Source organism: Halotolerantifilum yawarlongkerapense (assembly GCF_054506745.1).
Genome location: NZ_CP199719.1, coordinates 58,834 through 81,945 on the forward strand (window position 1 = coordinate 58,834; position 23,112 = coordinate 81,945).

Consider the following 23,112-nt stretch of genomic DNA (forward strand, 5'->3'; position numbering starts at 1 on the left):
AGGAAGTCAGATGACACAACAGTTCGAAAGCATTGCCAGGGATTCTGTCCTCGATCGAGCGGGCGTAAAGGCGGGGGATTTCCTGCTGACCATCGATGGGACGATAGTAGAGGACGTCCTGGATTTTCTTTATCTGACCTCGGAGGCTGTCTTCGAGATGGAAATCGAGACACAGTCGGGCGAAAGTCGTCACCTCACCATCGAGAGAACCTATGGAGATGAGCTCGGGGCGACCTTCGTCAACCCCATTATGGACGACCCCAAGCGGTGTCAGAACCAGTGTGTCTTCTGCTTCATCGATCAGCTCCCCACGGGATTGCGAGAGAGTCTATATTTTAAGGATGACGACTCACGACTCTCTTTCCTGCAGGGGAATTTTGTCACGCTCACGAACATGACGGACCGCCAGCTCGACAAGATCATCGCCTACGGCATCAGCCCGATCAATGTGTCCATCCACACAACGGACCCCGAGCTGAGGAAGCGGATGCTGGGGAACAAGCGGGCGGGGAAAATCATGGAACAGCTGCGCAAGCTCACGGAGGGTGGGATCACTGTCAACGGGCAGATCGTTCTCTGCCCTGGAATGAACGATGGTGAAGTGCTGTCGAAAACCCTGGAAGACCTGGCCGGGCTGAGCAATCACTTCGCCTCCGTAGCCGTCGTTCCCCTGGGTAAGACGAAATACAGGGAAGGCTTGGCGCAGATACCGGATGTGGACGGAGACGTCGCTCTAGATACAATCCACAGGTGCCAGGGTAGCTGGGAGAAAAACTTGGCCGACCGAGGGACACGACTCGTTTTCGTCGCCGATGAGTTCTACCTCAAGGCCGAGGCACCACTTCCATCTGCCGCTGCCTACGAGGGTTTTCAGCTCCTTGAAGATGGGGTCGGTCTCCTTCGCTGGTTCCAGACGGAGCTGACCGGCGCCCTCGAAGGGGCCGGGACCATGTCGGGAAAGTACACGCTGGTGACGGGCACTGCCGCAGCATCATTTTTGAAGGAACAGCTGGCTCCGCTGAACGAAGCGCATCCGGGGCTGGATCTGTCGATCCTCCCGGTGGAAAATCAATTTTTCGGTCCGAAGATCACCGTGTCGGGTCTCGTGGTGGGCGAGGACCTCTTGCGAACCCTCCACCCTGAGCAGGATCATGGAACGCTACTGATCCCGCGGAGTATGCTACGAGAGAACAGCGAGATGATGCTCGATGACACGACCCTCACAGAGCTGAGAGACTATTATCAGACGGAGGTACTGGCGGTCCCTGTGGACCCCAAGGCACTCCTGTCTATTTTTGAAAGGAATGAATCCAATGGGTAAACCAATCGTCGCCGTCGTGGGGCGTCCCAATGTGGGAAAATCCACCTTTTTCAACGCCATCGCCGGTCGGCGAATCTCGATTGTCGAGGACACCCCCGGCGTCACGCGCGACCGCATCTATGCAGATGTATCATGGTTGAGCCATGAGTTCGTCATGATCGATACGGGCGGTATCGAACCTGATACCACGGATGTGATCTTGAGTCAAATGCGCTTGCAGGCTGAACTGGCCATCGAGACGGCCGATGTCGTTCTCTTCATGCTGGACGGCCGCACGGGCTTCACGAATGCCGACGAGGAGATCGCCATGATGCTCCGCAAGTCGAGAAAGCCGATCGTTCTCGCTGTCAACAAGGTGGACACGGCAGATCTGCCCGAGACATTCTACGATTTTTATAGCCTCGGCCTCGGTGAACCGATGCCCATCTCCTCGGCCAACCGCTTGGGGCTTGGCGATCTGCTCGATGAGCTGGTGGCATCCTTCCCCGAGCATCCCCTCGATGATTACGATGAAGAGACGCTGCGCATCGCCTTCATCGGTAAGCCGAATGTCGGTAAATCATCCCTGATCAACAACATCCTTGGGGAGAACCGCGTCATCGTCAGCGACATCGCCGGGACGACCCGAGACGCTATCGATACGCCCTTCAGCTACCGCGAGGAATCTTACGTATTCATCGACACAGCAGGGATCCGGCGCAAGAGCCGCATCGACGAGGCCATCGAGCACTACTCGGTCATCCGGTCACTAACGGCTATCGAGCGTTCAGATGTGTGCCTGATCATCATCGATGCCCAGGAGGGCGTGACGGAGCAGGACAAGAAAATCGCAGGGTACGCCCATGAGGCGGGACGAGCCGCCATGATCGTGGTGAACAAGTGGGATCTGATCGAAAAGAACAACAAGACCCATGCGGCCTACATGAAGGATGTTCGAAATGAACTGGCCTTCATGCCCTATGCACCGGTGCTCTTCGTCTCGGCACTGACGAAACAGCGGATCTTCGAGATCCTGCACCAGTCCAAGGCGATTGCCAACAACCACGCGATGCGCGTGCAGACGGGCTTGCTCAATGACATTATTTCCGAGGCCATTCTCATGAACCAACCCCCCTCGGACAAGGGCAAGCGATTAAAGATCTTCTACATGACCCAGGTAAGCGTCAAGCCGCCTACCTTCGTGGTTTTTGTCAACGACCTTGAGTTGGCACACTTCTCTTACATGCGTTACCTTGAGAACCAGATCCGGAAGAACTTCGATTTCTCCGGCACGCCAATTCGTCTGGTCCCGAGAATGAGGAAGAATTAAGGAGGGCGTTCCTATGAAACATACTGTGATCGGCGCGGGTAGCTGGGGAACAGCGCTCGCCATGATCCTATCGAAACGATCCGATCGCGTGATGCTCTACACACGCGAGATCGATCAGGCCGAGGAGATCCGCAGCTCTCGAATGAACAGTGCCTACCTACCAAAGGTCGAGTTGCCGGAGGCCCTTGAGATAACAACGGACCTCGAGGAGGCCGTGAAGGGTGCGAGCACCCTCGTGATGGCGGTACCGAGCCAGGCCTACCGGTCCGTGGCCAAGGCCATCGCACCCTACCTGACGGGTGACGAGCTGCTCATCGACGTGGCCAAGGGCATCGAGCTCGGGACTTTGATGACCATGAGCCAGGTGACGGAGGATGTGCTGGGCAAGATGCGTTACGTCGTTTTATCTGGCCCTTCGCATGCCGAGGAGGTGGCCATCGGATTACCGACGACACTCGTGGCTGCCTCCGAGCACTTGGCCGATGCGGAAATCGTCCAGGATCTTTTTACAACGGATTGCCTACGCGTTTACACCAATCCAGATGTGATCGGTGTAGAGCTCGGGGGTTCTTTGAAGAATATCATTGCCCTTGGCGCAGGGATCTCGGACGGCATGGGATTCGGGGACAATGCCAAGGCGGCGCTTATGACCCGCGGTATCGTGGAAATCACGCGGCTCGGAGTGGCTCTCGGAGGAAAACCTGAGACTTTCCAAGGTTTGAGCGGAATCGGCGATCTCATCGTCACCTGCACCTCCATGCACTCGAGAAACCGGCGCTGCGGTATCCTGATCGGCGAGGGCAAACCCGTCGCCGAGGCTGTCGAGACCGTGGGCATGGTGGTAGAGGGCTTCTACACGGTCACCTCGGCCTACGAGCTGGCCCGGTCGAAGGGTGTGGAAATGCCCATCACCGAAGAGCTTTACGGTGTGATCCACGAGGGCAAGTCCGCAGCCAAGTCCGTGCGCAACCTGATGATGCGAGAGCCGAAACACGAAACGGAGTCCGTGCTCTTCTGATGAGAGACGGTCGAACCGGGAGGCGAGAAGCGTACCGTGAGCAAGAAGATTAAGAACAAGGGTCGGTTTGTCTTCAGTCTGGTGTTCCTCGGTCTACTGGTTTATCTGGTGGGCTATGGAGTTTACGATCACTTTTTCAAGGAAGAACTGGCTTACCAGCCGACCTATGGTGTCGTTCCTTTGGAAGTGCAGACGGATGCACTGCTCGTGCGCAACGAAATTCTGGTGTACGCACAGTACGGTGGTGAGATCGTCTACAATGCGATCGAAGGCGAGAAGATCAAGCGGAACGCTCTGGTGGCCAAGGTCCAGGTATCCGGGGAGGAAGCCGCCGAGGATGGTGGCTCCGTCCAACGGTCCATGGAGAACTACCTCCTCGATACAGAGAAAAACCTAGACGAACAGTGGGAAGCTGCTGTGGATGCCCTCATGGCCTCCATTGCCTCGGGCACCTATGGCGCTGTGCCTGAGCAGAAAGAGGAGATCAGCCGTCTACTCGACCGCAAGCGGCGATTGTCCGTGGCCGAGGGACAAGGGAGCACATCGGTTACCGAAGCCGTGACCGGTCTCATCGAGAACAATGTCGTGGGTCTCAGGAGCCCCTCCGCGGGGATCCTGACCTATGCTTACGATGGGTACGAGATGATCCTACAGCTCGAAAAGTTGGCCCGGGTGGATCTCGGGGCAATTTTCTCCGAGCAGATCGTTCCCGAAGAACTGAAGAAGAACCGGATCAATACGGAGGAGCCTGTCTTCAAAGTCATCGATAGCGCCGTCTACCACTTTCTCATCGCCGTGGATCCTACGGAGAGCCATCGCTACGAGCTGAAGAAGGAAGTGCGCATCGAAGTGGAAGGACAATCGATCGCCGGCCGAATCGAGGATTTCTTCGTACAGGGGGACCAACTCATGGTGCTCATTCGCAGTGACGAGCAATTCAATCATTTTCACAAAAGAAGACAGGTTCCCATCCGCTTGAAAATCGATGATTATCAAGGCCTGACCCTGCATGCCGATTCATTGATCCAGCGGGAAGGGGTGTTGGGGGTCTATCGTATCAACCAGGACCAGCGTGCACGCTTCACACCGGTGAAGGTGCTCGGATCGACGGATGATCAGGTGGTGGTGAAGGACGGCTCCTTCATTGTCTTCGAGGGAGAAGAAGCGAAAACAGTAAAAACCATCGACCTTTTCGATCGCGTGCTCAGAGAGGCAGAGCGTTTCGAAGAGGGGGATAAGATTCAATAGGAGGAATGTGAGATGATCAGAGACAACCTCGCGCAAATCGAAAAACGGATCCAGCGCGCCTGCGAGCGAGCGGGCAGGGCAAGGGATGAAGTGACCCTCGTGGCGGTGACCAAAACGGTGGATATCCCAATCGTCGAGGAGGCCATCGATGCGGGTATAAACGATGCCGGGGAAAACATCGTCCAGGAACTCGAGCGGAAGTTCGAAGCCATTGGCGATCGCGTGCGCTGGCATCTCATCGGTCATCTGCAGCGGAACAAGGTCAAGTCCATTATCGATCGGGTAGATCTCATCCACTCCGTGGACTCTGTTCGGTTGGCCAAGGAAATTGATAAGCGGGCGGCAAAGGCCGATCGGAAGGTGGGTGTCCTCCTGCAGGTCAATGTGGCCGAAGAGGCTCAAAAGTACGGTATCTATTTACCTGAACTTTTTGGTATAATAGAGGAGATCATGACTTATGAGCACATCGAGATCCAGGGGCTCATGAACATCGCGCCGTACGTCGATGACCCTGAAGAGGTACGTGGCGATTTTACCCGCATGCGAACCCTCTTCGAAGAACTGAAGGGAAAATATCCCGACTTGCCCTTGCGACACCTGTCCATGGGAATGACGGGTGATTTCGAAGTGGCCATCGAAGAGGGGGCTACCCTCGTGCGCGTGGGCTCAGGTATTTTCGGCGATAGAGTTTATTGAGGAGGGACGATATGTCAGGCGTGGGAGATTTTTTCAAGAACTTCATGGGACTGAGCGTGGATGACGGGGATGAGGAAGAACTCATCGATCCGATCGATCGTGCGCAGGAATTGTACCCGAAGCGCGAGCGTGAACGGGAGAAGCCGCTAAAAGCCGTGAACACGCCGCTCTCCAGTGCGAATGTGGTGAGCATCAACCGCAGCGGGGATGTACAACTCAATGTGAACAGTCCGAGCAGCATTGAGGAAGCCCGAAAGGTCGTGGACCTGCTCAAAGAGAAGCGCGCGGTGATCCTGAACATACGGGAGATCGATCGTGAGCTCGCCAGAAAAATATTTGACTTTTGCAAAGGGGCCCTGTATGCCCTCGACGGTTCCGTCGAGATGGTTATCGAGGGCATCTACGTGCTGGCACCGAAAAATGTGGACGTGGCCAGTGATATCAAGCGTAAGATCGAGGATACGGGGCAACTGCCGCCCTGGCGATCCTGAGGACCACTAGCGAACCAAACAACGAGGTGAATGTATTGTACTATATCAAGGTAGCCGCGGGTATCTTTTTCGAGATGCTCAACTTTTTAATCTTGATCCGCGTGATCATGAGCTGGGTGACGCGGGGCGGCCCGTCACAAAATCCTTTCGTTCAAATGATCTACCAGATGACCGAGCCGATCTTGGCACCCTTCCGACAATTGCAGCATAAGCTCGGAATCCAGGGAATGCTGGACTTCTCCCCGATCTTCGCCCTGATCACCATCCGCCTCGTGGCGGGCTTCATCATGGGTCTTTAGCATGCTGTCTGCCTTCTTTGAAAACCATTACCCGGTCTTCTTCGAAGCAGAACACCTGGCGAGGACCCAACAGCTTCTCGAGACCTATCGCCAGGCCGTGACGACCTTTGCACCGGTATTCACGGATTTCGTGGCCCCCACCTATCGGATGGCTTTCGAGAGGGGTTTGTCGAGCGCTGGAGAAATCAGGGTCATCGCTTTTCCGCAAGAGGGGGAGCGAACGCTCCTGGGATTCTTGCCCGAGTACCTGACGACGGACTTCGTCGAACCTCCCTTGGTATTGCTAGAAACGGCTCTCGATGATCGCTTTGAAAAGATCGGTCATGGCGATGTGCTCGGTTCTCTGATGGCCCTGGGTCTCACCCGTGAAAAATTCGGTGATATTCTCATCGGCCAAGGGTGTTGCCAGGTCTATGTGGTGGAAGAGTTGGCCGATTACGTCCGGTCCAATCTCACCCAGATCCGCAGGAGCCCGGCGGATTTTCGTCCGGTGTCCCTCGCCGATGTCATGGAGAGGGAAGTCGAGGGTGCGCCGCACAGGATTACCGTGGCATCGACCCGACTGGATGCCGTCCTGGCCGCAGGCTTTCATCTGTCCCGTCAAAAGGCGCAGTCCGCCATCTCGAGCGGACACGTGAAACACAACCATTTCATCACCACCGACCAGAAGACCGCGCTCGTTGAAGGGGATCTCTTGAGCCTGCGTCACCACGGCAGGTTGGCCATCGATTCGATCGGTGGTACGACGCGCAAGGATCGCCGCGTGATACGCGTGCGGTTGATGAAACGATGAGGAGGATAAGGGTTTGCTGACACCACTGGAAATTCAGAACAAGACATTTTCGAAAAGCCTCAGGGGATATGATGTGAGGGAAGTGGACGAATTTTTGATCGAAGTCTTCACGACGATCGACACGCTCTTGAACGATCAAACCCAATGGATAACAAAGGCGGATAGGCTCGAAAAGGATCTCGAGCGTTTTGAAAAGATCGAACAGACGCTAAAAGATGCCCTTGTCGTGGCGCAGAGCACAGCAGAGGATGTTGTGAAGCAGGCCAGCGAGAAGGCGGATGTCATCGTCGAGAAGGCGGAGATCACGGCAAAGCGTCGACTGGATGATGCGGATCAAGAGGTCCAGAAGATTCGCCGGGAGCGCGCCGAGCTCGAACAACGCTATAGTCAGTTCCTCACGCGCTTCAAAGTACTGTTGAGCGGAGAACTCGAGGGGATCGAGAAGATCGTTCTTGACGAGTGAACCTGTTGACGGTATAATTTTTTTAACTGTGAAAGCAATGAAGGGGAACCGTTGGTGTCGCATGTCTGAAGCAGAGAGCTGGTGGTCGGTGCAAACCAGTGTAGGACGCCCATCAAGATCCTCCCCCAGTTGTCCGGGTGAAAGTGACGAGTAATCCGGATCGGTCTCACACCGTTATCAGTGATCAAAGCGGCCCGCTTGGCAATAAGCGGGCAACTTGGGTGGTACCGCGAGTCACGAGAGTCGTCCCTGGGCAATTTTGCCCGGGGATTTTTTGATTGAAAGGAGAGAGCCATGTACAAACCACTGAACCAGGCACCGGTGAAAGAAAACGAAAAACAATTGGCCGAACAATGGGAGGCGATGGACCTACTGAAGGCATCCGTCGAGACGCGGGCAGATCACACGCCCTTCGTCTTTTACGATGGCCCTCCGACGGCCAACGGTCGTCCGGGGATCCACCACGTGATCGCACGGGCCTTGAAGGATGCCGTCTGCCGTTACAAAACGATGACGGGTTACAAAGTCGAGCGTAAGGCCGGATGGGACACCCACGGTCTGCCTGTAGAGATCGAAGTGGAGAAGCGTCTCGGCCTCAATGATAAGGCGGAGATTGAAGCCTACGGACTCGAGGCCTTCAACCAGAAGTGCCGTGACTCCGTGTTCGAGTACGAGGCGGCATGGCGTGAGCAAACCAAGCGCATGGCCTACCTGATCGACCTCGACAACCCCTATATCACGCTGGACAACGACTATATCGAGACGGAGTGGCATATCCTGGACAAGTTTTTCAAAGAGGATATGATCTACGAGGGACACAAGATCCTCCCCTACTGCGCTCGGTGCGGTACGGGGCTTGCGTCCCACGAGGTGGCCCAGGGCTACAAGGAGATCAAGACGGTCACCGTCTACACGAAATTCAAGCGCACGGATGTCGATGAGTACTTCTTGGTATGGACGACGACCCCTTGGACGCTGGCGGCCAACGTGGCGCTCACTGTACATCCCGAAGTTGACTACGTCCGCGTGAAACACAACGATGAAATCTATTACGTTGCGGAGAAACTGGCCGACGAGGTAATCGGTGGCGACTACGAGGTACTCGATCGACTCAAGGGAGCCGATATGGAAGGGTGGTCTTACGATCAATTCATGCCCTTTGTCGAGACGGATGCAAAGGCCTTCTTCGTTACGCTCGCTGACTACGTGACCACGGAAGATGGCACGGGCATCGTCCACACGGCACCTGCCTTTGGTGAAGACGACTACAATACCGGACAGCGTTACGGCTTACCCGTTCTACAGCCCGTTGACGAAGATGGAAAGTACATCACGACACCTTGGGAAGGTCAGTTTGTAATCGATGCTGATCCGGAAATCGTCAACTGGTTGGGGGAGACGGGAAGATTGTTCCGCAAACAGAAGATGGACCACAACTATCCCCACTGTTGGCGTTGTAACACCCCGCTCCTTTACTATGCAAAGCCGAGCTGGTACATCGAGATGACGAAAATCAAGGACCAGCTGATCGAGAACAACAATGGCGTGAACTGGTTCCCTGATCACGTGGGTGAAAAGCGCTTCGGCAACTGGTTGGAGAATCTCAACGACTGGGCCCTTTCCCGCAGTCGCTTCTGGGGCACGCCACTGAACATCTGGCGTTGTGATGCCTGCGATCATCTCTCCACAGTGGGTTCGCGTCAGGAGCTGGTGGATCGTGCCGTGGAGGACATTGATCTGGGCGTGGAACTCCACCGTCCCTATGTAGATGATATCCATCTGACGTGTGAAGACTGCGGTGGGCAGATGACCCGGGTACCGGATGTCATCGACTGTTGGTTCGACAGTGGGGCCATGCCCTTCGCCCAGCACCACTTTCCCTTTGAAAATGCCGATCGATTCGATGATCTGTTCCCGGCCGACTTCATCTGCGAGGGAATCGACCAGACGCGCGGTTGGTTTTATTCGCTCCTGGCGATCAGCACCTTCATGACGGGTAAAGCACCCTACAAGAACGTCTTGGTCAACGATCTGATCCTGGATAAATACGGGAAGAAAATGTCCAAGTCCAGGGGTAATGCCGTGGATAGCTTCGAACTATTCGACCGCTACGGTGCCGATGTGGTGCGCTGGTACCTCTACCACGTATCGCCGGCTTGGTCGCCGACACGTTTCGATGAAGACGGACTGGGCGAGGTAGACTCGAAGTTCTTCGGCACATTGAAGAACATCTACAACTTCTTTACCCTCTATGCCAATACCGATGGGATCGATGCGGCCACCTTTGATATCCCTGTGGCCGATCGTCCGGAACTCGACCGCTGGATGGCTTCGAAGCTACACAATTTGATTATGACCGTCCGTACGGAAATGGGCGTTTTCGATACGCATCGTGCCGTCCGTGCGATCCAGGAATTCGTGGTGGAAGACTTCTCCAACTGGTACATCCGACGCTCGCGCCGTCGGTTCTGGTCCGAAACGCTGGATGATGACAAGCGCTCGGTCTATCTCACCACCTATGAAGCCCTGAAGACCGTGGCACAGCTGGCGGCGCCCTTTGCCCCCTACGTGACCGAGGAAATCTTCCAGAAGCTCACCGGCGAGCCTTCCGTACACCTGAGCTATCTGGATGATGTCGATGCATCGATCATTGACACGCGCACAGAAGAGCGCATGGATCTCGTTCGAAACCTCGTGACCCTCGGTCGCGCTGCACGCGAGTCCGTGAAACTCAAGGTACGTCAACCGTTGGCCAGCGTCTTGATCGACGGTGGGTACAGGGAGCTGATCGGCGACCTCGTGCCACTGATCAAAGAAGAACTCAACGTCAAGGATGTCGTCTTTGTTGACGAGCTTGGCGAGTACATGCACTTCAGCTTGAAACCGAACTTCCGTGTCTGCGGACCGATCCTTGGAAAGAAAATGGGACTCTTCTCCAAGAAGCTGAACGAGCTCGATGCGGCGCTCTACGCCGATAAGTTCGATCGCGGTGAGACGGTGACCCTCGATCTCGATGGACAAGACTTCGAAGTGACGGCTGAACACGTGCAGGTGACCATTTCCGAGAAGGAAGGCTTCACCGTGCGCCGTGAGAACAATCTCTTCGTCATCCTAGATACCACCCTCGACGATGCACTGCTCGAGGAAGGCTATGCTCGCGAGCTGGTCAGCCGCGTCCAGCAGCTGCGAAAACAGCAGAACTTTGAGATCACCGATCGGATCAAGATTCACCTCGCCACCGACGAAGCCTTCCTGAAGGGCGTCGACAGCCATGCTAACCACATCAAGGAGGAGACCTTGGCCGATGAAATCGTGATCTTAGACGATGCTGGGGACCTCGAAACCTATGAACTGAACGACCATGCGGTGGCCCTGACTGTCGAACGCGTGTAACGGCAGGAGCAGATGACACCGGGTGGTCCTCGAAATCAAGTTGCACCATCCCAAAAGGAGGCGGTCGGCAGGAATGCCGTCTCCTTTTTTGCTGTTTACAGATTAAGCGTGCCCCTACCTTAGCTGGGGGATGGATCGCAATGCTTGATTGATCAATTAACAGTTTCTTCACAGTTCGGACACGGAATACTCATAGTCCCTTGATATGATGATTTCAAGGTAAACAGCGAACAGCGCTCCCCCCAATAGGCGCTGACGCTGACCCCCCTCCCCAATTGATGATACCCCCCAAACAAACGGAGCGCCTAAAAGGCGCCCCGTTTGCTTTTTTGGTTGAAAAGCCGCCGCCACTTCGGTAGACTAAGAAGTATCCGAAGGAGGCTATTATGGCACGATATACATTCACAGGAGATGAGGACGATCTGCGGATCGACCTCTTTTTATCGGAACAACTCAGGGACGTGAGCCGTTCCTACATACAGAGGCTTATCAAAGAGGGCAAGGTCCTGCTGAATGATGCGGTGGTGCTGAAGAAGAATACCCAGGTCACCGAGGATGACAGGGTGACCATCGAGGTGCCACCCCCGAAGGTGCTCGATGTTGTGCCGGAGAATCTTCCGCTGGAGATTGTCTATGAGGACACCGATGTGATCGTGGTCAACAAACCCCAGGGCATGGTTGTGCATCCTGCACCGGGTCATGAGCGGGGGACACTGGTCAACGCACTGATGTTCCATGCTGACAGCCTCTCGGGCATCAATGGCGTGATCCGACCCGGCATCGTGCATCGCATAGACAAGGACACGGCCGGGCTCTTGATGGTGGCAAAGAACGATCAGGCTCACCGGTCGCTCGCGGCACAGCTGAAGGAGCACAGCACGCTCAGGGAGTACCTGGCAATCTGCCATGGACGTTTTAAGTCCCCGGTGGGCACCATCAATCTCCCCGTCGGGCGAAATCCCCACAATCGCCTGAAGATGGCCGTCGTACAAAACGGCAAGCGTGCGATCACACACTACGAGGTCATTGAACAGTACGGACAGTATGCCTTGATCCGGTGTCGCTTGGAGACGGGAAGGACCCACCAGATTCGCGTGCACATGAACCACAAGCATCACCCGCTACTCGGTGATCCCATTTACGGACCTACTTCAGAGAAGATCAAGCACGACGGGCAACTGCTCTTCGCAGCCACCCTGGGCTTCGACCATCCATCGACAGGCGAGCACATGGTGTTCAAGGCAGAACCACCGGACTATTTTTTAGAGATACTTGAGAAAGTAAGAGCCCTCTGAGGGCAAGGAGGAGACCATGGAGTTTAAAGCCAGTATTCTAGACGAAAAGGCTATCGACCGCAGCTTAACCCGCCTGGCCCACGAGATCATCGAGCATAACAAGGGTGTTGAGAACGTGGTACTCGTGGGGATCCGGACACGTGGCGTACCGCTGGCCAAACGTCTTGCGGCGAAAATCGAAAAGATTGAAAATCGACAGGTACCGGTGGGTGAAGTGGACATCACCTTCTATCGCGATGATCTATCAGAGTTTTCGGACCGTCCTACCCTCAACCGTTCCGATCTGACCTTTCCCATCGCAGACAAGCACCTCGTGCTGGTGGATGATGTGATCTACACCGGTCGTACCGTGCGTGCGGCCATGGACGCACTGGTGGACTTCGGCCGCCCCAGCACCATCCAGCTGGCCGTGCTCGTGGACCGCGGTCATCGTGAGCTGCCCATTCGTCCGGACTACGTGGGCAAGAACGTCCCTACATCGAAAACGGAGATCATAAAGGTGCGGCTCGAAGAGGTGGACGGTAGCAATGAAGTGGCTATCTACAGCCGTTAAGGAGGTTGTGGAGGAGGCCCTCGCACGGTTCGCAGCGGGTACCGAAGGCTACGAGAAAGCCCCCGGTGACTACGTGACAGCCTTGGACCTGGCCATCGACGTGGGACTCGAGGGAATTTTCAAGCAGCATACACCCGGGGCACTCTACCGCTCGGAGGAAAGGGAGGCATTCGAGTTGACAAAAATGCCCACCTGGGTGGTGGACCCCCTCGATGGCACCTACAATTACCTGAAGGGCCATCCTTTTTTCGGCGTGCAAGGAACTTATTTCGATGCGGGCGTCCCCCGGTCGAGTTTCATCCACCTGCCGGCCCAAGGACGCTTCATCGAGACCCATGGCCAGGGGCTCTTGGTCAATGGCGAACAGACCCGGAACAAACCCGTGAGCCCGGGGGAAGCTCTGGTGACCTTCGGGGATTTTTCCAGGTCGAACCCGGCGTCCCACGCCAGTCAACTGGCCGCCATGCAGCAGCTCATCTGTCGTGTGAACAAGGTGCGGATCCAAGGAGCCTCCAGTGTGGACTTCGGATTCGTCGCAGTTGGTATCTCTGACGCCCACATCACCTATTCCACGCAGCCCTGGGAGCTCACCAGCGGCCTGCACCTGGTGGAGGCCGCCGGTGGTATTGTCCGACCGCTTTCGGGCGGCGGAAGGCTCGTGGCCGGCGATCGGGCCTTGGCCGACGCCCTGTTGGCGGTTTTAGAATGAAATAAAGCACGTCCCAATCCTCTAGGGGATCGGAACGTGCCGATTTTTTTGTCTTTTATGAGCGCTCCTTGGCAAGGATCTCCTCTTCGACGGGTGTCACGTAGAGTGTCTGTTGTTCTCGGTAGATGACCATACCCGGACGTGCACCGCTGGGTTTTGACACATGGCGCACCTCCGTGTAATCCACGGGCACGTTGGCGGATTGTCTGGCCTTGGAGTGATAGGCTGCGATCTCCGCGGCCTCCACCAGGGCTGTCTCTGACGCTTCACGACCTGCCAGGCGCAAGATCACGTGGCTACCGTGGATTTCCTTGGTGTGAAACCAGAGGTCGGCGTTCGAGGCGATCCGCTGGGTCACCTCATCGTTCTGCTTGTTGTTGCGACCTGCCAGGATCTCGAAGCCATCGGAAGAAAGGTATCGCCGCGGACCAGCGGCCTTCGAACGTTTCTTCTTTCCCTTCGGCGCCTTTTTCTTGATGAAACCTTCGGCCCGGAGCTCTTCCTTGATAGCGTCCACTTCCTCTTCCGTCTCCACCGACGTCTCGAGGGTTTCCAGTGTGGCCTCCAGATAGGCGAGGTCGCCACGGGCGATAGCCAGCTGGCGTTCGAGCTGGGCCTTGGCCACCTTGAGCTTCTCATACCGTTTGTAGTGACGCTGGGCATTCTCCGATGGGGTGAGATCGGGATCCAAGGGGATGGTGAGCATCTCGTCGGGGTTGTAAAAATCCTGTACCGTCAAAGAGGAGCGGCCGGGCTCTACAGCATAGAGGTTGGCATAGAGCGCCTCGCCGAAGGCCTTGTGGTCTTCTGCCCGATTGGCCGTGGCCAGCTCCGCCTCTTGCTTGGCCATTTTGGATCGAATCCGGTCGATGTGTGTGGTCAGGATCTTGCGCAGGGAATGGGTCTTCTGGTTGATTTTATGGCGCAGGTTGCGCCGCGCGTAGAAGGCGTTCACCAGATCGGAGGGATTTTGATACAGCGTCTCCTGGTAACCGGCGTCACGATAGAGGGAGAAGGGGGTCCACGTCAGGTCCCGAATTTCCTGGTCTTCTCTGTAGAGACCACCCTCGAAGGGTATCTCGAGCAGTTCGGCACAGGTCATGAGCACCTCTGATAGGGTCGATCGCTGGTTTAGGTCGAGTGCGGAGACCGGCGTGGTTCCGTCGACATGCGCCCGGTGGCAGATTTCTTCTGCCGACTGCGGACTGAGGCCCTCGAAGGTGGTGTACAGGTACTTGACCAGGCGGGTGTTTGCGGTGGTCTCGAGATGGGGCGCAGCGGCTTCTACGAGGAGATTGACCTTATCGCTGGCGAAGGCTTCGTAGAAGAGACCCGGCATGATCGGGCGTTTTTCGCTCACGGCCAGTGGAACGCGTTTGAGGGCATCGATTATTTTCCCTTTCTCATCGACGAGGAAGAGGTTCGAGTGTTTCCCCATGATCTCTAGGATCAGTTCCTTGGTCACACGATCACCGAAGTCATTGTATCCTTCAAGCCCCAGCTTGACCACGCGGTCGAGGCCGCGCTGTTCGAGGGATAAGATCCTGGCACCCGAAAGGTGCTTGCGCAGGAGCATGCAGAACATGGGGGGATTCTGGGGATTCCCCTTGGTGCCCTCGGTGATCGAGAAGTAAGCGGTGGAGGGGTCGATGCTGATGAACAGGTTTAGGGCGCCGCCGCCCTGACGGATGCGCAGCAAGAGTTCGTCTGGTTCCGGTTGATAGATTTTATCGATGCGTCCGCCTGTGAGGCGTTCGCTCAGATCACGTGTCAGTTTGTGAATCAGTAAGCCATCGAAGGGCATGATACCATCTCCTTTTCCATCCATTAAGTATATCATGGAGAAATTTCACTTCAAAGTTAATTTCGCGGCCACGCTATGGTATGATAGGTAGAAGAGGAAAGGGGCGATGTGCTTGCGATTCGTGAAGTGCGAAGGAACAGGGAATGATTTCATCATCATGCGTGTTTGGGTAGACGATGCCCCGGCGGTGGCAAGAAGACTTTGCGATCGTCATTTTGGTGTGGGGGCCGATGGCTTCATGCTGATGGAAGAGGCGCCCGAGGGCGCCGATTACCGGATGTATTATTACAATGCCGACGGTAGCCGGGGGGAAATGTGCGGGAACGGTCTGCGTTGTTTCGTACGCTACCTGGCGACCTACGTGGAGGAAATGCCTGTCTACAAGATTCTGACAGATGCTGGCATCTACACAGTCCACTTGAAGCACAATACCCTGGCCATAGACATGGGTCCCGCCCTGCTTTCTAAGGACGCCTTTCTCTCGCGTGAGCTTGATACGGCCGAAGGCGGGCACACCGTGCATTTTACTCATTACGGCGTGCCACATGCAGTCCTTGTGCACGAAAGCGAAGTGGCGCAGGATAGGGTCCTCCGTTCTGGCCCCCTTCTTGAAAAGCATGCGGTCTTTACCGAGGGTGCGAACGTCAATTTTGTCACGATCGCATCGAGCGACCACCTGATCGTCAAGACCTACGAGCGCGGTGCCGGCTACACCCTGAGCTGTGGCACCGGTGTGTGCTCGAGCGTGCTCATTGCACGTGCTCTAGGTCGTGTGGGGGACAAGGTGCGGGTCACGGTGCCCGGTGGGGAGCTGTCCGTTCACGTGGACGAGCGAGAACACTTGTGGTTGGAAGGTCCAGCCAGAATCATCTGCGATGGACAGATCTACGGCGACGGTCGCGGATAGAATCAGTAGAAGAATCCTTTGGAGGTTGAAGATGATACATAGTATGACCGGATTTGGTCGAGCCCAGCAGGATGGAGAGGATCTGCAGATCACCCTGGAGATGAAAAGTGTGAACCACCGGTACCTGGATATTGTGATCAAGGCCCCACGACTGTTGATGGGTCTTGAGGAACAGATCAAATCGCGGGTGAAGGAACAGATTTCCCGGGGACGAGTGGAAATTTACATCAATTACAGTGAATCGGGAACCCAGGGTGTGGTGGTCGAACCAAACGATGCACTGATCAGTGCCTATGCCGATGCTTACCGCGAGGTGGCAGTCCGGTACAATCTGAACCAAGTCTTGGAGATCAGCGATTTTTCACGGCTGCCCGATGCCTTCTCAGTGAGGAGTCTCCAGCGCACCGACGAAGAACTCGCCGCTGTCTTGATGCCGGCCGTTGATGAGGCCCTCGAACGGCTGGTGTCCATGCGCCGTCGCGAGGGAGAAACATTGGTGCGGGACCTACGTGACCGGATTCGGTCCTTGCGCGAGCAGCTCGACGGCCTTATGGAGCGGGCGCCAGAGATTTCACGGGACTACAAGGATAAAATGATCGAGCGCATCCAGGAGCTCATCGGTCCGGAGGTACGCCTCGATGAAGAACGGTTGATTACGGAAGCGGCAATTTTTGCCGATAAAACGAATGTGACCGAGGAAATCGTGCGCATGAGAAGTCATTTCGACCAGTTCGAAGCCTTGCTCGAAGAGGACGGGTCCGTTGGTAGAAAGCTGGACTTTCTCATGCAGGAGCTCAACCGAGAGGTGAACACCATCGGATCGAAGAGCCCCGACCAGAGCATCGCATCGCTCGTCATCGAGATGAAAAGCGAAGTGGAGAAAATTCGCGAGCAAGTCCAGAATTTAGAATAGGAGGCGACCATGCGAAAAAAAGGATTACTGATCGTCGTTTCGGGTCCCTCCGGAGCCGGTAAGGGAACGATCTGCAAAGCCCTCCTAGAAGAGCGACCTGAGATTTGGGTCTCCGTATCGGCCACCACACGCGCTCCACGGGCGGGTGAGGTCGAGGGGAGGAACTACCATTTTCTGACCAGAGAAACCTTTGAACAGATGATCGAGCAGAATGAGTTTCTAGAACACGCATCTGTTTACGACAATCTCTACGGGACTCCCAAGAGAGAAGCCCTCCAGCGGATCGACCGTGGGGAGGACGTACTGCTTGAGATTGACATACAGGGCGCCCTGCAGGTGCGCGAGCAGTACCCGGAAGGGGTCTATGTGTTCATCCTACCCCCTTCTATGAAAGAGCTCAGAAATCGTATTGTCGGTAGGGGCTCAGAAACGCCAGAAAGCCTGGAGACGCGGTTTTCCAGTGCGATCGATGAGATTTCTTACGTCCGCAGATACGACTATTATATTGTCAATGACGAAGTGGAGCGCGCCACGCGCACCCTCATGTGTATCCTCGACGCCGAAAAATGCAAGGTGGTCGAGGACATCGAAGAGATCATCTCAGAATTCAAGGAGGAATAATCATGTTAAACCCACCCATCAATGAACTGCTCGAAAAAGCGGAGAATCGTTACAGTCTGGTGATCGCCGTGTCCAAACGGGCCAGACAGCTGATCAACGGCGAAAGTCCGATTATCGATACGAAGACCTACAAAGAAGTGTCCATCGCAACAGAAGAGATTCACTCTAATGAGGTCACGATCATCAAGAACGACTTACTAGAAGGATAAGAGGAGGCAAGGGTATGTACGCAGAAAAAACCGTGGTACTGGGTGTCACCGGAGGGATCGCCGCCTACAAGGCTGCCGATCTGGTGAGCCGCCTGAAGAAACTTAACTTCAATGTACACGTGATCATGACCGAACATGCCAAGGCCTTTATCTCTCCGCTCACCTTTCAATCGCTTAGCGAGAACTACGTGACCTCTGATATGTTCGAACCGCCCAAAAGTTGGGATATCGAGCACATCGCGTTGGCAAAGAAGGCCGATGTGTTCGTGGTGGCACCGGCGTCGGCCAATGTGATCGCCAAGATAGCCAATGGTATTGCCGACGACATGCTCACAACGACGATCATGGCCTCCCAGGCGCCGAAATTGATTTGCCCGGCCATGAACACGGCCATGTACCAAAATCCGATCAGCGCCCAGAACCGACAGAAACTAAAGGACCACGGCTATCACTTCGTGGACCCTGCGGCAGGCCGCCTCGCTTGCGGTGATGTGGGTCTTGGTAAGCTGGCCGATCCCGCGGAGATTGTGGAAGCGATCGTCGGTTTGACGAGCCGCGATGTGCGTTTTGCCGGTAAGAAGATGTTGGTGACTGCCGGTGCCACGCGTGAGGCTATCGATCCCGTTCGTTTTTTTTCGAACCATTCGAGTGGAAAGATGGGCTACGCCATCGCCACGGAAGGGACCAGAAGGGGTGCGGAAGTGATCTTGGTCTCTGGACCTTCGGCTCTGGCACCTCCACCCGGTGTGCGACTGGTGCGCGTGGAGAGTGCGCTTGAGATGCACGATGCGGTGATGGAGCATCTCGAGGAGATGGATGTCATCGTGAAGGCTGCGGCCGTAGCGGACTACCGTCCCTCGGAGACCCATAGGCACAAGATGAAGAAAATGGCGGGGCCGCTCTCGATCGAGATGTCGCGTAATCCGGATATCTGTGAGCTAGTGGGACGGAGGAAGAGAGCAGACCAGGTCCTCGTGGGCTTTGCCGCCGAAACAGAAAATGTCGAGGCGAATGCGCTTTCGAAACTGCGCACCAAGAACATGAATCTGATCGTGGCCAATAATATCGGCGAAGAAGGTGCGGGCTTCGAAGGGGACACCAATATCGTGACCTTTATCGACAGCGAGGAGCATGTGGTGCGCCATCCGCGCATGACGAAACAGAAGGTAGCTTCGGTGCTGCTCGATCAATTAGCCGACAAACTGTGATGGGGTCTGAGCACCCCATCTTTCTCATGGGAGGTGTTACAGATCTATTACGCACGCATAGCGCTCTTGCAGACATCGCGCGCCATCGATCGACTGTACACGTACCAGGTTCATGAGGAGGATGTTCTCGGATGTCGTGTGATCGTACGCTTCGGTCGCCACAATGGGCTGAAAGAAGGCGTCGTTCTCGAGGTGACCAGAGACCAACCCGACTTTGATACCAAGCCCGTGGAGAAGGTCCTCCGGACCCTACGGTTGACGGCCCAAGACCTTGAGCTGGCGACTTTTTTGCGGGAGCAGTACCTCGCCACCCACGAGGAGGCGCTGCGGCTACTCTTGCCCGCAGGGACGCGGCTGACGACCGAAGATCTTTACGAAGTGATCAGACCCGAGGGATTCGATCCGCCGGCTTTTGGACTGGCGCCGGATACGCGCTCCTTTACCTTGTCGGCACTGGCCGATCATAGGACAAGAAAAGCTTGGCGTAAAGAGCTCGAGCCGCTCCTTCGCTCGGGGGTGCTACGGCACAAGATCGATGTGGATAGTCAAGTCACAGAGGTGACGGAACGGTACTACCGTCTGCTCGAGAAGAAGGAGGTTCTGCTCGAAAAAGTTCCCGCCCACCACAGCGCCATCCGCCGGCTGATCAAAGCCATGTCCGAGGAGCAGTTCGAAGCCTACGGTCGTTTGCGACCGCAGGCCGGCGTCCCGAAAGTGACTTTCGATACCTTTGTCGACCGTGGCTGGGCCGAGGTGACAGAGTCCGTTCATTTTGACCGTCTTACCATCGACGAGCCCGATGAGGAAGCACCGCTCCCGCTCCTGACGATGGACCAACAGTGTGTCCTGAACCTGGTGGAAGAAGGTCGGGAACACCTGCTGCATGGCGTCACCGGAAGCGGTAAGACGGAAGTGTACATGCACATGATACAGAGGGAGCTGAAACGCAATAGGGGGGCGTTGCTTCTCGTGCCGGAGATCGCACTGACCACCCAGCTCGTTCGCCGGTTTGCGCGGTACTTTGGCTCGCAAATGGCCGTCCTGCATTCGAAGCTTTCCCTCGGCGAGCGGTACGATGCCCACCGCCTGATCGCTTCCGGAGAGAAGCGCTTCGTCATCGGTGCCAGGAGCGCCATCTTCAGCCCGATTCGCAACCTGGGGATCGTGATCATTGATGAAGAGCATGAATCTTCCTACAAGTCCGAGCACTCGCCGCGGTACGAGACGGGAGAAGTGGCGCTCTTCCGCGCCCAACAGTCGGGGGCCACGCTCCTCAGGGGGACGGCAACTCCGAAGCTCGAGACCTTTCACCGCGCCATAGAGGAAGAGATCGTCTATCTGAAGCTCACCAAGCGCTTCAACGAACGCCCCTTGCCTCCCGTGCGCATCGTGGATCTCAGGCAGGAGCGTCAGGACAACCACCGCTTGGCCCTCTCGAGGGCCTTGATAGGGGCCATTGGTGAACGGCTCGACCGTGGGGAACAGGCGATGCTCCTCTACAACAGGAAGGGCTACGCCTCGCTCATCACTTGTGAGGCCTGCGGCCATAAGATCACCTGTCCCGACTGTGATATCACATTGACCTATTACAAGGATCGACATCACCTGAGATGCCACTACTGTGATCACAGGGAAGTAGTCCCGACCGCTTGTCCCCACTGCGACGCCCCTGAGATGGTGAGCATAGGAAGTGGTACCGAAAAAATTGAAGAGGAGATCCACAAGCTCTTTCCTACAGCCAGGATCCTGCGGCTCGACGCCAACACGACGCGCACGCGGAACCATCTCGAGTCGGCCATCGACGCCATCGAGGGGAGGGAGGTAGATCTGATCATCGGTACGCAGATGATTGCAAAGGGCTTCGATTTCCCCCTTGTGACGTTGATCGGTGTTCTGTTGGCCGATCAGTCCCTCGACTTTCCGGATTTTCGAGCGGCGGAACGCACCTTCCAACTACTCACGCAGGTGTCTGGACGAGCTGGGCGCGGTGGGCTACCCGGTGAGGTCTATTTACAGACCTATGATCCCGATCATTACGCGCTCGCGGCGATTGCCGCCTATGATTATTACGCTTTCGCCCGCGAGGAGCTCAAGATCCGACGCTTTTTCGGTTACCCACCCTATCTCGCGGTGGCCCGGTTGATCTTCACCGCGTCCCGTGTGCAGGATGCGGAGAAGACTTCAAACAATGTTCACAAAATCTTAAAGAAGAACCTGTATAATGAACATATCTTCCATACGAAGACTACACTCTACGAACCGCACCCCACGCTTGTGGCCAAGGTTCGCCAAAAGTTTCGATACCATATACTGATCAAATACGATCGATCACAAGAAGCGACGCTCAAGGCACTCGTTCAACGAGAGATCATCGATAGGCAGAAGAAACTCCTCGCGGGGGATACCTTTATGACCGTCGATTTTTCTCCGGGTACCCTGACGTGATAAGAAGGAGATGATACCATGGCAGAACGAATCATCCGGACAGATGAGGATCCCATTTTAAGAAAGAAATCGAAAGCCGTCGAGGAGATTGACAACCGCATCAAGGTCTTGGTCCAGGATATGATCGAGACGATGTACAGCGCCGAGGGCGTAGGCCTGGCTGCCGTCCAAGTGGGCGTCCTGAAGCGGATCGCGGTAATCGATGTATACGACGAGACGGGTGTCAAGGTGCTGATCAACCCGAAGATCATCGCGACCTCCGGCGAACAGCATGAGATTGAAGGCTGTCTCAGCCTCCCAGGCATGCAAGGGCGCGTCAAGCGACCGATGCATGTGAAAGTAGAGGCGACGAACCTCGAGGGTGAGCGCATCGTATACAGCGGGGAAGATCTTCTCGCACGGGCCTTCTGCCACGAGATCGATCATCTCGACGGTATCCTGTTCACCGACAAAGCTGAGATCGTGGAGGAAGCGTAATGCGGGTGGTCTTCATGGGCACCCCTGCCTTCGCAGTACCCGTGCTCGATGAACTCCTTTCGCGCGAAGAAGTGGTCGGCGTCTTCACCCAGCCGGACCGACCGGCCGGTCGGGGCAAGAAGATGACCCCACCGCCGGTGAAGAAACGGGCGGTGAAGGCGGGCGTCCCCGTCTTTCAACCCGAGCGCATGCGGGATGAGGCGGCCATTGCCGAACTCGAAGCGCTGCAACCCGAGCTGATCGTAGTCGTTGCCTACGGTCAAATCCTACCAAAAGGTGTGCTGGATCTTCCGGCACACGGATGCATCAATGTGCATGCCTCGCTCCTCCCGGCCCTACGCGGTGCCGCTCCTATCAATTACGCAATTTTGGAGGGACACGAGCGGGCTGGCGTGACCACGATGTTCATGGATGAAGGGCTCGACACAGGGGATATGCTGGTAAAGAGAGAGATGGAGATTTCCCACCGAATGACGGCAGGGGATCTCCACGATGCCCTGATCCCCCTGGGTGTGGAAGCGCTCGCAGAAACCCTTGAGAGAATCAAGAGCGGTCGTCTCGAGCGGACCCCTCAGGATGATGCCTCCTCCACCTATGCACCGATGTTGAACCGCGAGATGGCGCAGATTGATTTTCACTCTCCGGCTGAAGTGATCGACCGCAAGATCCGCGGTCTCTACCCCTGGCCCATGGCCTGGGCGGAGCGCGACGGTGTCCGCGTCAAGATCCACCGTGCCGAAGCCGTTCGGGTGAATCACCAGGTGACACCCGGTACAATCCTGTCCATCGAAGGAGGGGTCATACGCGTCGCCTGTGGCGATGGGGCGCTCGATATCACCGTGATACAGTTCCCAGGTTCCCGGGCTATGCCCGTGGCCGACTACCTGCGGGGCCACACAGTGGACCCGCAGATCAGTTTTTCATAAGGAGAGGTGACCAT

At 56.0% G+C, this 23,112-nt stretch carries 22 protein-coding genes and 1 other annotated feature; of the genes, 21 read left to right on the plus strand and 1 reads right to left on the minus strand.

Annotated elements, in window-relative coordinates; genetic code table 11:
• Positions 1-10 precede the first annotated feature (10 nt).
• The 13 genes from ACULM0_RS00285 to ACULM0_RS00345 all read left to right on the plus strand — a co-directional run bounded on the left by ACULM0_RS00285 (position 11) and on the right by ACULM0_RS00345 (position 13,588).
• Positions 11-1,321 (plus strand): DUF512 domain-containing protein, encoded by a 1,311-nt coding sequence (locus ACULM0_RS00285; protein ID WP_463678454.1) that lies wholly within the window; start codon positions 11-13, stop codon positions 1,319-1,321.
• Positions 1,314-2,630 carry a ribosome biogenesis GTPase Der gene (der, locus tag ACULM0_RS00290; protein ID WP_463678455.1) on the plus strand — a complete coding sequence of 439 codons (1,317 nt, stop codon included), beginning with the start codon at positions 1,314-1,316 and terminating at the stop codon, positions 2,628-2,630. The genes ACULM0_RS00285 and der overlap by 8 nt, the downstream gene beginning before the upstream one ends.
• Before the next feature lie 13 nt (positions 2,631-2,643).
• The gene (locus ACULM0_RS00295; protein ID WP_463678456.1) at positions 2,644-3,648 is read left to right on the plus strand and encodes an NAD(P)H-dependent glycerol-3-phosphate dehydrogenase; all 1,005 of its coding nucleotides are present in this window, start codon (positions 2,644-2,646) and stop codon (positions 3,646-3,648) included.
• Between the two features lie 36 nt (positions 3,649-3,684).
• Complete coding sequence (locus ACULM0_RS00300; RefSeq protein WP_463678457.1) at positions 3,685-4,896, plus strand: biotin/lipoyl attachment domain-containing protein; 1,212 nt, start codon at positions 3,685-3,687, stop codon at positions 4,894-4,896.
• A gap of 12 nt (positions 4,897-4,908) precedes the next feature.
• Positions 4,909-5,592: a YggS family pyridoxal phosphate-dependent enzyme gene (locus tag ACULM0_RS00305; protein WP_463678458.1), complete on the plus strand. Its 684-nt coding sequence runs from the start codon at positions 4,909-4,911 to the stop codon at positions 5,590-5,592.
• An 11-nt stretch (positions 5,593-5,603) separates the two neighbouring features.
• Positions 5,604-6,083: a cell division protein SepF gene (locus ACULM0_RS00310; RefSeq protein ID WP_463678459.1), complete on the plus strand. Its 480-nt coding sequence runs from the start codon at positions 5,604-5,606 to the stop codon at positions 6,081-6,083.
• 35 nt (positions 6,084-6,118) lie between these two features.
• Positions 6,119-6,382, plus strand: a complete 264-nt coding sequence (locus ACULM0_RS00315; protein WP_463678460.1) for a YggT family protein — start codon at positions 6,119-6,121, stop codon at positions 6,380-6,382.
• 1 nt (position 6,383) lies between these two features.
• Entirely contained in the window at positions 6,384-7,175 is a 792-nt protein-coding gene (locus tag ACULM0_RS00320) for a YlmH family RNA-binding protein (RefSeq protein ID WP_463678461.1), read from the plus strand.
• Between the two features lie 13 nt (positions 7,176-7,188).
• Positions 7,189-7,638 (plus strand): DivIVA domain-containing protein, encoded by a 450-nt coding sequence (locus ACULM0_RS00325; RefSeq protein WP_463678462.1) that lies wholly within the window; start codon positions 7,189-7,191, stop codon positions 7,636-7,638.
• A 28-nt stretch (positions 7,639-7,666) separates the two neighbouring features.
• Positions 7,667-7,892 (plus strand) — a binding site (T-box leader).
• Positions 7,893-7,932: 40 nt separating this feature from the next.
• On the plus strand, positions 7,933-11,031 hold the full coding sequence (gene ileS / locus ACULM0_RS00330; protein ID WP_463678463.1) for an isoleucine--tRNA ligase: 3,099 nt from the start codon (positions 7,933-7,935) through the stop codon (positions 11,029-11,031).
• Positions 11,032-11,417: 386 nt separating this feature from the next.
• Complete coding sequence (locus ACULM0_RS00335; protein ID WP_463678464.1) at positions 11,418-12,326, plus strand: RluA family pseudouridine synthase; 909 nt, start codon at positions 11,418-11,420, stop codon at positions 12,324-12,326.
• A 16-nt stretch (positions 12,327-12,342) separates the two neighbouring features.
• The gene (pyrR, locus tag ACULM0_RS00340; RefSeq protein ID WP_463678465.1) at positions 12,343-12,879 is read left to right on the plus strand and encodes a bifunctional pyr operon transcriptional regulator/uracil phosphoribosyltransferase PyrR; all 537 of its coding nucleotides are present in this window, start codon (positions 12,343-12,345) and stop codon (positions 12,877-12,879) included.
• A complete protein-coding gene (locus ACULM0_RS00345) occupies positions 12,854-13,588 on the plus strand; it encodes an inositol monophosphatase family protein (protein WP_463678466.1) in 735 nt (244 codons plus the stop codon). The genes pyrR and ACULM0_RS00345 overlap by 26 nt, the downstream gene beginning before the upstream one ends.
• Positions 13,589-13,643: 55 nt before the next feature.
• On the opposite strand, the gene ACULM0_RS00350 is transcribed toward ACULM0_RS00345, so the two are convergent.
• On the minus strand, positions 13,644-15,392 hold the full coding sequence (locus ACULM0_RS00350; protein WP_463678467.1) for an Rqc2 family fibronectin-binding protein: 1,749 nt from the start codon (positions 15,390-15,392) through the stop codon (positions 13,644-13,646).
• A 121-nt stretch (positions 15,393-15,513) separates the two neighbouring features.
• Between ACULM0_RS00350 and dapF the strand changes: the two genes are divergently transcribed.
• The 8 genes from dapF to fmt are packed head-to-tail and all read left to right on the plus strand — an operon-like array spanning position 15,514 to position 23,098.
• A complete protein-coding gene (gene dapF / locus ACULM0_RS00355; protein ID WP_463679834.1) occupies positions 15,514-16,299 on the plus strand; it encodes a diaminopimelate epimerase in 786 nt (261 codons plus the stop codon).
• 31 nt (positions 16,300-16,330) lie between these two features.
• A complete protein-coding gene (locus ACULM0_RS00360) occupies positions 16,331-17,212 on the plus strand; it encodes a YicC/YloC family endoribonuclease (protein ID WP_463678468.1) in 882 nt (293 codons plus the stop codon).
• Positions 17,213-17,221: 9 nt separating this feature from the next.
• The gene (gene gmk / locus ACULM0_RS00365; RefSeq protein WP_463678469.1) at positions 17,222-17,833 is read left to right on the plus strand and encodes a guanylate kinase; all 612 of its coding nucleotides are present in this window, start codon (positions 17,222-17,224) and stop codon (positions 17,831-17,833) included.
• Positions 17,834-17,835: 2 nt separating this feature from the next.
• Positions 17,836-18,042 carry a DNA-directed RNA polymerase subunit omega gene (rpoZ, locus tag ACULM0_RS00370; protein WP_463678470.1) on the plus strand — a complete coding sequence of 69 codons (207 nt, stop codon included), beginning with the start codon at positions 17,836-17,838 and terminating at the stop codon, positions 18,040-18,042.
• A gap of 14 nt (positions 18,043-18,056) precedes the next feature.
• The gene (gene coaBC, locus ACULM0_RS00375; protein ID WP_463678471.1) at positions 18,057-19,250 is read left to right on the plus strand and encodes a bifunctional phosphopantothenoylcysteine decarboxylase/phosphopantothenate--cysteine ligase CoaBC; all 1,194 of its coding nucleotides are present in this window, start codon (positions 18,057-18,059) and stop codon (positions 19,248-19,250) included.
• 33 nt (positions 19,251-19,283) lie between these two features.
• Complete coding sequence (priA, locus tag ACULM0_RS00380; protein WP_463678472.1) at positions 19,284-21,695, plus strand: replication restart helicase PriA; 2,412 nt, start codon at positions 19,284-19,286, stop codon at positions 21,693-21,695.
• 18 nt (positions 21,696-21,713) lie between these two features.
• Positions 21,714-22,172 (plus strand): peptide deformylase, encoded by a 459-nt coding sequence (gene def, locus ACULM0_RS00385; RefSeq protein WP_463678473.1) that lies wholly within the window; start codon positions 21,714-21,716, stop codon positions 22,170-22,172.
• On the plus strand, positions 22,172-23,098 hold the full coding sequence (gene fmt / locus ACULM0_RS00390; protein ID WP_463678474.1) for a methionyl-tRNA formyltransferase: 927 nt from the start codon (positions 22,172-22,174) through the stop codon (positions 23,096-23,098). Before def ends, fmt begins: the two co-directional genes overlap by 1 nt.
• Positions 23,099-23,112: the final 14 nt, after the last annotated feature.